This is a genomic window from Streptomyces aureus (assembly GCF_001418135.1).
In the GTDB taxonomy this organism is placed as follows: Bacteria; Actinomycetota; Actinomycetes; order Streptomycetales; family Streptomycetaceae; genus Streptomyces; species Streptomyces aureus_A.
The window spans coordinates 1-12132 of record NZ_LIPQ01000374.1 but is presented as its reverse complement, the minus strand read 5'-3'; the positions used below and the strand labels follow the sequence as shown (position 1 = coordinate 12132).

Here is a 12132-nt window from a genome sequence, read left to right as displayed (position 1 = left end):
ACCGGCTCCGGCGCCCGGTGCGCCCGCCCGCCCCGCAGATGCAGCGCCACCTCACGCGGCAGCACCATCGTCCGCGGCGACACCGGAAGCAGCAGGCCATGGTCGCGCAGCCACTGCACCGGCGCCGCCGGCTTCGCCGACACCTCGCCGTACGGCGGACCCCACACCAGCCGGTCCAGCACGGACAACGCGTCCGGCGACGCCGTGTCGAGCAGCGCCCCCATCCGGTCCCGGTCCGTGAACAGCTCCGTCAGCGCCGCCACCGCCGACACCGGATCATGCGTGGTCGGCAGCCCCGCCGCCGCGATGATCTCCTGCACCCGGCCCGGCGACATCCCCGACGTCGCCTCGGCCACCGTCGGCCCGAGCCCCGTCGGCGACGGATGCTGCGCCGACGGCGCGAGCAGCTCCCGTGCCGTCCGCACCAGCCGCAGCCGGTCGTCCTCACCCCACACCAGCGCCTGCTCGCGCAGCAGCGCCACCGCACCCGGCAGCGCCGCCTCGATCTCCGCATCGCCCTCGTCGCCGGTGAGCAGCCCCAGGAGCACGGCGTACGGCGCCGGGTCCTGGGCCACCGCGAGCGCTTCGGCCGTCTGAAGGGCGAACCGGTCGAGCCGCTCCAGGGCCCGCACCACCGAACCCCGCGTCCCGGCACGCGTCGCCAGCTGCGTCAGATCGTTCGGCACCGGGCTCAACAGATCGGGCCGGGCCCGCAACAGCGCGGCGAGCCCCTCGTCGCCCCGCGCGCGCAGCGCCTCAGCGAGTGTGCGGGGCGCCGTGGCGGCGCCAGTTACCTCGGGCACGTGCGCCTCCCGGTCGAGCTCACCGATCCCCATCCGGACCACGTTAGCCGCTGCGCAGGCGCTAACGTCGGGCCGTACCGGGCGAACCGGCCGTGGAGGGGCACCGTGGGGATCGAGAGCGACCAGTTGGTCTACGACTATCTGAGCCGGGTCGGCGATCTGGCCCAGCAACGTCAGCTGCCGGCGAGCGACCGGATGCGGCTGGTGTCCACCCTCCGCGACGAGATCGACCGCCGCCGCGCCACGCACGGCGAGGAGAGCCCGGCGGCGATACGAGGCATCCTCGGCGCGCTGGGAACGCCGGACGAGGTCGTGGAACGGGCGGAGGGCCCGGGCGCGGCGCCACCGTCGACACCGGCACCGACAGCGGAGGGGAAGCCGGCGAAGAAGCCCGTGAACATGCCCGTGCCGAAGCCTCGCGCGGGGGAGCGGACGGGCAAGCGGGCGGGGAAGCGCCTCGGGTGGGTCCCGGGCAGCCGCCGGTCCCGCGAGGGAGCGGCCCCGGTGGCGTCGGCGACCCCTGCTCCGGCCTCGGACGCCGGGGTCGCCGACGCCGTGGGCCTCTCGGGAGCCGGTGCCGACACCGGTGCCGACACGGACTGGTGGCAGGTCGACGCCGCCGACGGCCTCCCCGGCTTCGTCGGCGGCGTCGAACGACCGGACCTCTTCAAGGAGCCCGTCCCGGAAGACGACGACGAGGACGAGGACGAGTACGCGGACGGGCACCGGGACGGCGCCGGGGACGAACCGGACACGTCCCCCGGGAAGCGCCGCCGCCTGGCCCGCGTCCTCCTCCGCCGCGGGCGGACGGCCCCCGCGCCCGAGCCGGACACGAACCGGGACACGGAGCCCGGGACGGCCCGGGTCCCCCGTCTCCGCCTCGCCAGCCCCTTCGTCCTGCTCGCCGCGCTCCTCCTGCTCGGCGGCGCGCTCTTCGGCTCCCTCGTCGCCCTGGCCGCGGGCTGGCTCATCGCGTACGCCTCCCGCCGGCTGACCCCCGGCGAGGTCAAGGGCGCCGTCCTGGTGATCCCGGGCCTGGCCGCCGCGTCCGGCATCGCCTGGCTCTGGGGCCGCGTGGAGGGCCGCTGGGGCGAGCCGGTGGCCGCGGGCGGCGAGGCGATGGGCGCGGCGATCTCCGAGACCTGGCCCTGGGTCCTCCGGGGCGCGGCGGTCGCGTCGGCCCTCTTCCTGCTGTGGCGCGCCCGGAGGCACTGACCGGGTGGGCTCAGCTCACCCCGCCGGAACCTCGGCATCCTTGTCCAGATCCGCGTGCCACGGCGCCCCCGGCACCACCAGCGGCGAGCCCGTCACCGGGTCCGGCACCACGACCGACGCCAGCCCGAAGACGTCCCGTACGAGCTCCTCCGTCACGATCTCCCCCGGCGCCCCCTCCGCCACCACCCGGCCCGCCTTCATGGCGATCAGGTGGTCGGCGTACCGGGCCGCCTGGTTCAGGTCGTGGAGGACGAGGACGACCGTGCGGCCGCGCAGCCGGTTGAGGCGGCGGACCAGGTCCAGGACCTCCACCTGGTGGGAGATGTCCAGGTAGGTGGTGGGCTCGTCGAGGAGCAGCAGGTCCGTCTCCTGGGCGAGGGCCATCGCGATCCACACCCGCTGCCGCTGACCGCCCGACAGCTCGTCCACGGAGCGGTCGGCGAGCGCGGTCACGTCCGTGCGGTCCATCGCCTCGACGACCGCCCGCTCGTCCTCCTCCGACCACTGCTTCCACCAGGCCTGGTGCGGCTGGCGGCCGCGCGAGACCAGGTCGGCGACGGTGATCGCCTCCGGCGCGACCGGCGTCTGCGGAAGCAGCCCGATCGAGCGGGCGATCCGCTTCGTCGGGAGCTTCGCCAGCTCCTCCCCGTCGAGCAGGACCGCGCCGCCCGCCGGCCTGAGGAGCCGGCCGAGCGCCCGGAGGGTCGTCGACTTGCCGCAGGCGTTGGGGCCGACGATCACGGTCACCCTGCCGTCGGGGATCGCCAGGTCCAGCTCGTGGACGACGGTGCGGTCCTCGTAGGCGAGCGTCAGCTCGCGCGCGGTCAGCCTGCTCACGCCTTGCCTCCTGCGGATGCTGCGGTACGGCTCCGGACGATGAGCCAGATCAGATACGGGGCGCCGACGGCCGCCGTGAGGACGCCCACCGGAAGTTCGACGGGCGACAGGAGCCGCCGGCCGAGCAGGTCGGCGAGGACGACGACCGCGGCACCGGTGAGCGCCGAGGCGAGCAGCGGGATCTGCGCGGTACGGGTCATCCGGCGGGCGATCTGCGGCGCGAGCAGCGCCACGAAGTCGACCGGGCCCGCGACCCCCGTCGCCACGGACGCGAGCACGACCCCCACCGCCACCAGCCCGAGCCGGACCCGCCCGAGCCGGACGCCGAGCGCCGTCGCCGTGTCGTCGTCGAGGGAGACCGTCCGCTGGGCTCGGGCCGCCCACAGCACGGCGGGCAGCATGAGCAGCAGCGTCCAGCGGACCGGCGCGGACTCGTCCCAGCCGCGCCCGTTGAGCGAGCCGGTCATCCAGATCTGGGCCTGCTGGGCGACGAGGAAGTCGCCCTTGGTCATGAAGAGCGTGGTGAGCGACCGCAGTGCGATCGCGAACCCGATGCCGATGAGGACGAACCGCGTCGCGTGCAGCCCGCCGCGCCACGCGAACACGTACACGAGCGCCGCGGCGACGACACCGCCGGCGATCGAGAGGTACGGCAGCACGGTGTACGAGGTGAGCCCGAAGGTCATCGCGGCGACGGTGACCGCCCCCGCGCCCTGGCTGATGCCGATGATGTCGGGGCTGGCCAGCGGGTTGCGGGCCACGGTCTGGATCAGCGCGCCCGCGACCCCGAACGCGGCGCCGACGGCGAGCGCGACGACGAGCCGCGGCTCCCGCAGCTCCGCCACGACGAACGTCGACGGCGACGGCTGCCCGAGGAGGACGCGCACGACCTCGGAGGGGCCGACGAACCGCTCGCCGACGCAGAGGTACGCGACGGAGGACGCGGCCAGGAGCAGCAGCAGGCCCACGGTGACGAACGCGGACCGCCGGTGCACCAGGAACGAGGCGCCGCCGGCGCGCACGAGCCCGTACCCCGCGGGCCGCGGCGTGCCCTTCGGGGGCCGGACGGGGGAGAGGACGCTCACGCCGCCACCGCCTTCCGCCGTACGAGCGTCACCAGGAACGGCACCCCGATCAGCGCCGTCATCACCCCGGCCGGCACCTCGCCCGGCGGGAACACGATCCGCCCGGCGACGTCCGCCACGAGGAGCATCACCGGTCCGACGACCGCGGCCATCGGCAGCACCCACCGGTGGTCGGAGCCGACGACGGCCCGCGCGATGTGCGGGACGGCGAGGCCGACGAAGGCGACGGGCCCGGCGGCGGCCACTCCCGCGCCGGTGAGGACGGTCGCGCCGATCCCGCCGACGATCCGCACCGTCGCGACCCGCTGCCCGAGCCCCTTGGCGACGTCCTCGCCGAGCGCGAGCGCGTCGAGCCCGCGCGCGACGGAGACGACGAGGAGCGCGCCGAGCAGCAGGAAGGGCCAGATCTGGCCGACGATCTGGGCGTCGCGCCCGTCGAGGGAGCCGATCTGCCAGAACCGGAACTCGTCGAGCGCGGAGGCCTTGGTGGTGAGGATGCCGGTGGTGACGGAGAGCAGCAGCGCGTTGATCGCGGCCCCGCCGAGCGCCAGCTTCACCGGCGTCGCCCCGCCGCGCCCGCTGGAGGCGATGGCGTGGACGGCGACCGCGGCGAGCGCGGCGCCGACGAAGGCGAACCACACGTACCCGGTCAGCGAGTGCACTCCGAAGAAGGCGATCGCGAGGACGACGCCGACCGAGGAGCCCTGGCTGATGCCGAGGATGCCGGGGTCGGCGATCGGGTTGCGGGTGATGCCCTGGAGAGCCGTACCGGCGAGCGCGAGCGCCGCGCCGACCATCAGCCCGATGAGGGTCCTGGGCACCCGGAGCTGCCGTACGACCTCGGCGTCGGGGCTCGTACCGCCGTGCAGCAGGGCGTCGAGCACCGTGGACGGGGCGATGGCGCGGGCGCCGACGGCGAGGCTCAGGAGCACGGCGAGGAGCAGGGCGACGAGAGCCGCCGAGGTCGCGAGGACCCGTCTGGAACGGAAAGCGGCTGGCATCAGGACCCATCGGGTGGTGCGGGGATCGGGCGGTGCGGGTTTGGTAAGGCTTGGCTCAGTGTAAGCAGCAGCCATATTCGAACACCTGGGCCGTAGGTCCCCCGGAAGGGTCCCCGAGAATGGCGGCATGACACCCTCCGCCCTCACGCCCCCGACGGCCACGAAGCCGACGCCCCCGCTCACCGTCGGCTTCGACCTCGACCTGACGCTCGTCGACACCCGACCGGGCATCAAGGCCGCCTGGGAGGCGTTCTCGGCCGCATCCGGCGTCCCCGTCGACGCGGACCTCGTCGTCAACCGCCTCGGCCCGCCCCTGGAGCACGAGATGGCCCACTGGGTCCCCGCGGACCAGGTCACCGAGATGGTGGCCCGCTACCGCGCGCTCTACCCGGCGTACGCGATCGAGCCCTCGCCGCCGATGCCGGGCGCGAGGGACGCGATGCGGGCCGTACGCGAAGCGGGCGGCCGCACCATCGTCGTCACCGCCAAGAACGGCCCCCACGCCGAGCTGCACCTCGCGCACCTCGGCATCGAGCCCGACGCGCTCGTCGGCGGCCTCTGGGCCGAGGGCAAGGCCGAGGCCCTGCGCGCCCACGGCGCCCAGGTGTACGTCGGCGACCACATCGGCGACGTCCGCGGCGCCGCCACGGCCGGCGCCCTCTCCGTGGCCGTCGCCACCGGCCCCTGCGCCCCCGAGGAACTGGCGGCGGCCGGCGCCCATGTCGTCCTCACCGACCTGACGGACTTCCGCGCCTGGTGGGAGGGGTACCTGGCCTGAACGGCGGCCGCTACCCGGCCTGAACGGGCGCGGCCGCACCCTCCCGCGCCTGCCGCCGCTGAGCCGCGATCGAACGCAGCACGCCGGCGGCGGCGACGGCGAATCCGACGCCCATGAGCATGGAGACGGTGTACGCGACCGTGGGGAACGGATCCGTCCCCAGGAACAGCGGAGCCACGGTGACCAGCGTCGCCACCGCGCCGATGGCGAAGAGGATGACACCGGCCTTGACGAGGCCGTCACCCGGAGCGCTGTCGTTCGCCTGTGCGGCAGGAGTTTCACTACGCATCCGGCCAGGGTAGTTCCCAGGCCGAACGAACACATCGGGGACGTCTTGGCACGGCCTCCGGACCATCAGCCTGCTCAGGCTCCATGAGCCCCTTCAAACGGCCCGAGCCCGGACGCCGGCTCACCTCCCGAGCCGATGAGTTCGACGTGGTCGTCGCGGCGAAGACGGACCGGCTCACCCGACGCTCCACGCACTTCGACGAACTGTGCTGTGGAGGGTGGCAAGCGGAAGGTTCTGGAGATCGACCAGGAATTCCGTCCCTACGTTGAAGAGATCTTCCGGCGCGTCCGTGAAGGTCGGTCCACTCACCGCATCGCACGTGACTTCAATTCCCGCGGCGTACTCACCTGGGGTGATCACCTCAGGAAGGCGAAGGGGAGGAAACCAGGGGGAGCGGATACGCCCGCGTCAGCACCACCGCTCAGGCTCCGGCCCGAGCGTCATGAAGGTAGCGGCCGAGCACGGCGTCGGCCGCTGCGACTGTCTTCCGCGTCAAGGCGGCGGCCAAGGAAGCCCGAACCCCTGCTGCGCCCCCTGTGAGCCTCTGTCCTGCCCGGACAGGGGCTCTCCTCGTTTGGGCGTGGGGTTAACCCTCTCCGTCCCTGGGGACAGCCTCGGTAAGGTGTTCCAGGGCATTTCTACGGGCGCCCAGGAGTGTCCGGGACCGACAGAGGGAGAGTGTGCTTTGCCGACTGGCAAGGTCAAATGGTTCAACAGCGAGAAGGGCTTCGGCTTTCTCTCCCGCGACGACGGCGGCGACGTCTTCGTCCACTCGTCGGTGCTCCCTGCCGGAGTCGACGCACTGAAGCCGGGGCAGCGGGTCGAGTTCGGGGTGGTCGCAGGCCAGCGCGGCGACCAGGCACTGTCCGTCACGATCCTCGACCCGACGCCCTCCGTCGCCGCGGCGCAGCGCCGTAAGCCCGACGAACTGGCGTCCATCGTGCAGGACCTGACGACGCTCCTGGAGAACATCACGCCGATGCTGGAGCGCGGCCGCTACCCCGACAAGACGCAGGGCGCCAAGATCGCGGGCCTGCTGCGCGCGGTCGCGGACCAGCTGGACGTCTGATTCCTCCGGCCGCCCTCGCGCGGCCTCGCGGGCTTCGGGCGGCTGCCGGACTCCGTCCGGCGGTCCCCGGCTACGGGAAAGCGAGCGCGTCCGGGCCGAGGGGCGGTACGAGTCCCTCGGCCGCGGCACGGGTGAGCAGCCCGCGGACCGCCGCGTACCCGTGCTCGCCGAGGTCGGCCGTGAACTCGTTGACGTAGAGCCCGATGTGCTGGTCGGCGACCTTCGGGTCCATCTCCTGCGCGTGCTCCATGACGTACGGGCGGGAGGCCGCCGGGTCGTCCCAGGCCATCCGCACCGACGTACGGGCCGAGTCGGCGAGCCGCCGCAGGGTCTCCGCACCGAGGGAGCGGCGGGCGACGATCGCGCCGAGCGGGATCGGCAGGCCGGTCGTGGACTCCCAGTGCTCGCCCATGTCGGCGAGGCAGTGCAGCCCGTAGCTCTTGTACGTGAAGCGGGCCTCGTGGATGACGAGCCCGGCGTCGACCTTGCCGTCGCGCACCGCGGGCATGATCTCGTGGAACGGCATCACGACGACGTTCCCGACCCCGCCCGGCACCTTCTCGGCCGCCCAGAGCCGGAACAGCAGATACGCGGTGGAGCGCTCGCTCGGCACCGCGACCGTCTTCCCGGCGAGGTCGGCGCCGGTCGCGTCCTCCCGGGTGAGGACGAGCGGCCCGCAGCCGCGGCCGAGGGCGCCGCCGCAGGGCAGCAGCGCGTACTCGTCGAGGATCCAGGGCAGGACGGCGTACGACACCTTGAGGACGTCGTGGCCGTCGGTGCCGCTCTCGGCCCAGCCGTTGGTGATGTCGATGTCGGCGAAGGTGACGTCGAGCCGCGGGGCGTCCGGGACGCGGCCGTGGGCCCAGGCGTCGAAGACGAAGGTGTCGTTCGGGCAGGGCGAGTAGGCGATCTTCAGCTTGGTCACGACGGCTCCAGCTCCATGAAGACGGTCTTGCTGAGCAGCTCGGAAGTGTGCCGGAGCGCGTGCAGGGCCTCACCGATGCGCCAGGCGGCGCGGTCACGGGGGCCGACGGCGTTCGACACGGCCCGGATCTCGACCACGGGCACGCCGTACGCGGCGGCGGCCTCGGCGACACCGAAGCCCTCCATCGCTTCGGCGGCGGCCCCGGGATGGCGCCCGGCCAGCTCGGCGGCGCGGTCGGCGGTGCCGGTGACGGTGGAGACGGTGAGTACGGGCGCGACGGTGTACGGCCGGCCCGCGGCGTCCAGGGCGGCGGCGATCCGGCCGGTCAGGGCCTCCGGCACGGGGTGGACGGACCGCCCGAAACCGAGCTCGTCGACGGTCAGGTACCCGTCGGGGGTCTGGGCGCCGAGGTCGGCGGCGACCACGGCCGACGAGACGACGACGGACCCGAGGGGCGCGAGGGGATGGAACCCGCCGGCGATCCCGGCGGAGACGACGAGGCCGTAGGGGGTCTCGGTGCCGGTGAGCGCCGCGTACGCCAGCGCGGTCCCGGTCGAGGCGGCGACGGCGGCGGGTCCGACCCCGCCGACGAGGACGTCGATCAGTACGTGATCGCCCGGCGAGGCGGTGTGCCGGCGCAGGACGAGACCCCCCGGCAGCGGGAGCAGCTCGGGGGCGCCGAGGCCGAGGCCGGCGGAGACGGAGTCCGCCTCCGCCGCAACGGCCGTCACGATCAGGATCCGGTGGACCACCGGAGGATCAGGATTCCTTCTTCAGCTGGAAGTGCCAGATGCCGGTCAGCTTCTTGCCGGTGTTCTCGACGATGGTCACCTGGCTGTTGTCGGTGGCCTCGCCGGTCTGGCTGGAGAAGAAGGCGCTGGCCGGAATGGTCCGGTACGTCTTCTTGTACGGCTCGGGCTCGGCCTGCTGGCCGCCGAGGAAGATGGTCCAGCCGTTGTCCGCGATCTCGGGGTCGACCCCGAAGCGGATCTTGTCGTCCATCGCCACGGTGATGGACTTCTCGGCCTTCTTGTTGAGGCACTGCTGGATCTGCGACTCCTTGATGGCTTCGCCGTCGTTGTAGCAGGCGGCCTCGGAGTGGATCGAGTCGGACCCGACCGTCACGGTCGCGATCGGAGTCGGCTTGTCGCAGGCGGAGAGAACGAGGAGCCCGGCGGAGACGGCCCCGAGGGCGACGGCGGCCCGGCGGCGCGAGCCGGAGAAGAACGCAACGGTCATGAGCCGAAGGCTATCGGGCCGCCGCGCCCGCGCCACGCGGGGGTACGGCGTGCCGCTGTCCGGTACCGGAACGAGGGGCGGCAGGCGAGCGGGATTCCTACGCCACCCGCGTCTTCGACCGCCCCTTCGACCCCGGCCTCCGCCGGGCCTCCGCGAGCAGCCCCCGCACGGAGAGGAGCGCGCCCGTGGCCAGGATTCCGGCCGCGACGGCCATGCCCAGGGCTCCGTTCAGCGGCAGGGCGATGCCGATCCCGCCGCCCACCACCCACGCCATCTGCAGCGCCGTCTCGGAACGCGCGAACGCCGAGGTCCGTACGACCTCCGGCACGTCCCGCTGGATCAGCGCGTCCAGGGACAGCTTCGACAGGGCCTGGGTGATGCCCGCGACCGCGCCCAGGGCGGCCACCATCAGCCCGCCGAAGAAGATCGCCGTACAGATCGCCGTGGCGCAGACCACGCTGATCATCGTGGCGATGATCACCTCGGGCCCGTGGCCCCGGTCCCGCAGCAGCGAGCCCATCGCCGTACCGCAGGCGTTGCCCACCCCGGCCGCCACACCCACGATCCCCAGCGACACGGCGGCGCTCTGCCCCGACAACGGATGCTCGCGCAGCAGGAACGCCAGGAAGAAGATCAGGAAACCCGACAGCATCCGCTGCGCCGCGTTCGCCTGCAGACCGTGCAGGACCGAGGGCCCCACCGTCCGCAGGCTCGGCTTCCGCTCGCCGTGCGTCAGCAGATGCGCCCGCCGCTCACCCTTCGCCGAGTCCACCTTGGGTGGCATCCGCAGCGCCCAGAACGCCCCGAGCAGGAACAGCGCGCACGCGCCGTACAGCGGATACGGGGGACCGAGCACCTGCAGCCCGGCGCCGATGGGCGCGGCGACGCCGGTCGCGAGCAGTCCGGCCAGGGTGACCCGGGAGTTCGCCTTCACCAGGGAGAAGTTCGGTGGCAGGAGCCGGGGCACGACGGCACTGCGCACCACCCCGTACGCCTTCGAGGCCACCAGGACCCCGAGCGCCGCCGGGTACAGCTCGATGCCGCCGGTGGCGACCGCCGCCGACATCATGATCGCGAGGACCGCCCGGGTCAGCATCGCGCCGGCCATCGCCGCCCGCCGCCCGTGCGGGATGCGGTCGAGGAGCGGGCCGATGACCGGGGCGAGCAGGGTGAAGGGGGCCATGGTGACCGCGAGGTAGAGGGCGACGCGGCCGCGGGCCTCGTCGGTGGGGACGGAGAAGAAGACGGTGGAGGCGAGGGCGACGGTGATCATGACGTCACCGGCGCCGTTCACCGCGTGCAGCTCGATCAGTTTCCCGAGCCCCGACTCGCCCGCGCCATGGGCGTGGGTGGCCTTGCGGATGCCCTTCGCGGTTCCCGTGAACGGCAGGTGCAGGGCGCGGCCGACCGACCGGCCCGCTCTGCGGAGCGGTCCGGCATGATCTTCGGATCGTGCGGGGGACCGTGCGGCTGCCACTCCGTCATAGTGCCCCACCGGCGCGCCGGACGAACCGTGGCGCGGCGGTGGAGGGCGACTTCGGGCGATGTCATCGGCCCCGTCAGAGGGGGTCGGACGGGGACGGAGCGGTGCGTGGGCCGCTTTCGAACCCTCCCGTTCACCTCCGGGACGGCGCTCCGACCGCCCCCCGGACGTCCGCGATCCGGGCCACTTGGGGCGGGCAGGTGGGCTGACGCCCGCGAACGGGGTAGCGTGCGTAGCGCGTCACCGGCGGAAGCTCTCGGCCGCGCGCCTCTTCGGCATCCCGCAGAATGGATGACGATAGGTGTGCCCGAGACACGCGAGACAGGTCGGGTGCGCGGACGTCGATGCGGCCCACAGGTCCGCTCCGCCCGCCGCCCGTGGCTTCGCTCCCGCCCCTCGGCCGGCGCACCCGTGAGACGGCGTAGGAGAGAAGCGAGACCTGTGAGTGCTGCGACGACGCGAAGCGGTACCCCGCGTACCCCGCGAGCCACGCGTATCCCCGACCGCCTGTGCGCCGAGGCCGTAGACCTCGCGCGGGAGGCCGCCGAGGAGGCGGCCTTCCCCGGAATCGTCGGCGCCCACGTCGAGGCGATCGCCGAGGGTGACCGGGTCGTCACCCACTACTTCGAGTCCAAGGAACCCGGCTACCGCGGCTGGCGCTGGGCGGTGACCGTCACCCGCGCCTCCCGCGCCAAGAACGTCACGCTTGACGAAACCGTCCTGCTGCCCGGCTCCGACGCGCTCCTCGCCCCCGAGTGGGTCCCGTGGAGCGAGCGGCTGCGGCCCGGCGACATGGGCCCCGGCGACCTGCTGCCGACCGAGGCGGACGACCTGCGCCTGGAGCCCGGCTACTCGGGCGAGGACGCGCCGCCGCCGAACTCCGTGGTGTCGGAGGAGCTGGCGGACCACCTCGACGTCGAGGACGCCGAGATCGTCGCCCGTACCCCTTCGCGGGGCGCGATCGCCGCGGTCGCCGAGGAGCTCGGCATGCGCCGGGCCAGGGTCCTCTCCCGGTACGGGCTCCACCTGGCCGCGGACCGCTGGGAGGAGTCCTTCGGCGCACGCACCCCGATGGCACAGGCGGCTCCGGCCACCTGCGAGTCCTGCGCGTTCCTGGTGCCGCTGGCGGGCTCCCTGAAGCAGACGTTCGGCATCTGCGCCAACGAGTTCGCCCCGGCGGACGGGCGGGTCGTGTCCCTCTCGTACGGCTGCGGTGGCCACTCGGAGGCCGCGATCATGCCGAAGCCGCCGCGGCCGGCGCCGCCGGTGCTCGACTCGATGGGGGCGGACGCGTTCCCCCTCCGCCCGGCGAAGGACTCCGGCTCGACGACGGAACCGGACGCGATGTCGGAGGACCTGGGCCACTCGTAACCCGACACCCCGCGCCCACCAACGGGGGGCGGCGGGG

12 protein-coding genes and 1 pseudogene are annotated in these 12132 nt (G+C 73.6%); 4 read left to right on the top strand and 9 right to left on the bottom strand.

Translation table 11 applies throughout. The features are described from left to right. Nucleotides 1–836, bottom strand: a pseudogene (locus tag AOK00_RS27805) (DNA-binding protein); the annotation flags it as partial. A 72-nt stretch (nucleotides 837–908) separates the two neighbouring features. Between AOK00_RS27805 and AOK00_RS27800 the strand changes: the two are divergent. After that, complete coding sequence (locus tag AOK00_RS27800) at nucleotides 909–2018, top strand: hypothetical protein (RefSeq protein WP_055603002.1); 1110 nt, start codon at nucleotides 909–911, stop codon at nucleotides 2016–2018. Between the two features lie 15 nt (nucleotides 2019–2033). Here AOK00_RS27800 and AOK00_RS27795 read toward each other — a convergent pair whose 3' ends face one another. Genes AOK00_RS27795 through AOK00_RS27785 form a run of 3 tightly spaced genes read right to left on the bottom strand, consistent with a single transcriptional unit; the run spans nucleotide 2034 to nucleotide 4941 of the window. Continuing rightward, complete coding sequence (locus AOK00_RS27795; RefSeq protein ID WP_055603001.1) at nucleotides 2034–2855, bottom strand: ABC transporter ATP-binding protein; 822 nt, start codon at nucleotides 2853–2855, stop codon at nucleotides 2034–2036. Next, nucleotides 2852–3940: a FecCD family ABC transporter permease gene (locus AOK00_RS27790; RefSeq protein WP_055603000.1), complete on the bottom strand. Its 1089-nt coding sequence runs from the start codon at nucleotides 3938–3940 to the stop codon at nucleotides 2852–2854. The genes AOK00_RS27795 and AOK00_RS27790 overlap by 4 nt, the downstream gene beginning before the upstream one ends. Further along, nucleotides 3937–4941 (bottom strand): FecCD family ABC transporter permease, encoded by a 1005-nt coding sequence (locus AOK00_RS27785; protein ID WP_055602999.1) that lies wholly within the window; start codon nucleotides 4939–4941, stop codon nucleotides 3937–3939. Before AOK00_RS27785 ends, AOK00_RS27790 begins: the two co-directional genes overlap by 4 nt. A 127-nt stretch (nucleotides 4942–5068) precedes the next feature. Between AOK00_RS27785 and AOK00_RS27780 the strand changes: the two genes are divergently transcribed. Then, on the top strand, nucleotides 5069–5719 hold the full coding sequence (locus tag AOK00_RS27780; RefSeq protein WP_055602998.1) for an HAD family hydrolase: 651 nt from the start codon (nucleotides 5069–5071) through the stop codon (nucleotides 5717–5719). Between the two features lie 10 nt (nucleotides 5720–5729). On the opposite strand, the gene AOK00_RS27775 is transcribed toward AOK00_RS27780, so the two are convergent. After that, a complete protein-coding gene (locus tag AOK00_RS27775) occupies nucleotides 5730–6008 on the bottom strand; it encodes a hypothetical protein (RefSeq protein ID WP_055602997.1) in 279 nt (92 codons plus the stop codon). A 685-nt stretch (nucleotides 6009–6693) separates the two neighbouring features. On the opposite strand from AOK00_RS27775, the gene AOK00_RS41210 reads away from it, so the two are divergent. After that, nucleotides 6694–7077, top strand: a complete 384-nt coding sequence (locus AOK00_RS41210; protein ID WP_030322122.1) for a cold-shock protein — start codon at nucleotides 6694–6696, stop codon at nucleotides 7075–7077. A 70-nt stretch (nucleotides 7078–7147) separates the two neighbouring features. Here the strand turns inward: AOK00_RS41210 and AOK00_RS27765 are convergent, their stop codons facing one another. From AOK00_RS27765 to AOK00_RS27750, 4 genes are all read right to left on the bottom strand, one after another. Then, on the bottom strand, nucleotides 7148–8002 hold the full coding sequence (locus AOK00_RS27765) for a 1,4-dihydroxy-6-naphthoate synthase (RefSeq protein WP_055602996.1): 855 nt from the start codon (nucleotides 8000–8002) through the stop codon (nucleotides 7148–7150). Further along, entirely contained in the window at nucleotides 7999–8754 is a 756-nt protein-coding gene (locus tag AOK00_RS27760) for a futalosine hydrolase (protein WP_055602995.1), read from the bottom strand. Before AOK00_RS27760 ends, AOK00_RS27765 begins: the two co-directional genes overlap by 4 nt. 7 nt (nucleotides 8755–8761) lie before the next feature. Then, the gene (locus tag AOK00_RS27755; protein ID WP_055602994.1) at nucleotides 8762–9241 is read right to left on the bottom strand and encodes a hypothetical protein; all 480 of its coding nucleotides are present in this window, start codon (nucleotides 9239–9241) and stop codon (nucleotides 8762–8764) included. A gap of 97 nt (nucleotides 9242–9338) precedes the next feature. Continuing rightward, the gene (locus AOK00_RS27750) at nucleotides 9339–10736 is read right to left on the bottom strand and encodes an MFS transporter (protein WP_173861648.1); all 1398 of its coding nucleotides are present in this window, start codon (nucleotides 10734–10736) and stop codon (nucleotides 9339–9341) included. Nucleotides 10737–11165: 429 nt separating this feature from the next. On the opposite strand from AOK00_RS27750, the gene AOK00_RS27745 reads away from it, so the two are divergent. Next, nucleotides 11166–12095, top strand: a complete 930-nt coding sequence (locus AOK00_RS27745) for a DUF3027 domain-containing protein (RefSeq protein ID WP_055602992.1) — start codon at nucleotides 11166–11168, stop codon at nucleotides 12093–12095. Nucleotides 12096–12132: the final 37 nt, after the last annotated feature.

Excerpts from the sequence above, each read along its gene's own strand:
- AOK00_RS27755 (WP_055602994.1), bottom strand. The coding sequence starts at position 9,241 with ATGACCGTTGCGTTCTTCTCCGGCTCGCGCCGCCGGGCCGCCGTCGCC.
- AOK00_RS27785 (WP_055602999.1), bottom strand. The coding sequence starts at position 4,941 with ATGCCAGCCGCTTTCCGTTCCAGACGGGTCCTCGCGACCTCGGCGGCT.
- AOK00_RS27780 (WP_055602998.1), top strand. The coding sequence starts at position 5,069 with ATGACACCCTCCGCCCTCACGCCCCCGACGGCCACGAAGCCGACGCCC.
- AOK00_RS27775 (WP_055602997.1), bottom strand. The coding sequence starts at position 6,008 with ATGCGTAGTGAAACTCCTGCCGCACAGGCGAACGACAGCGCTCCGGGT.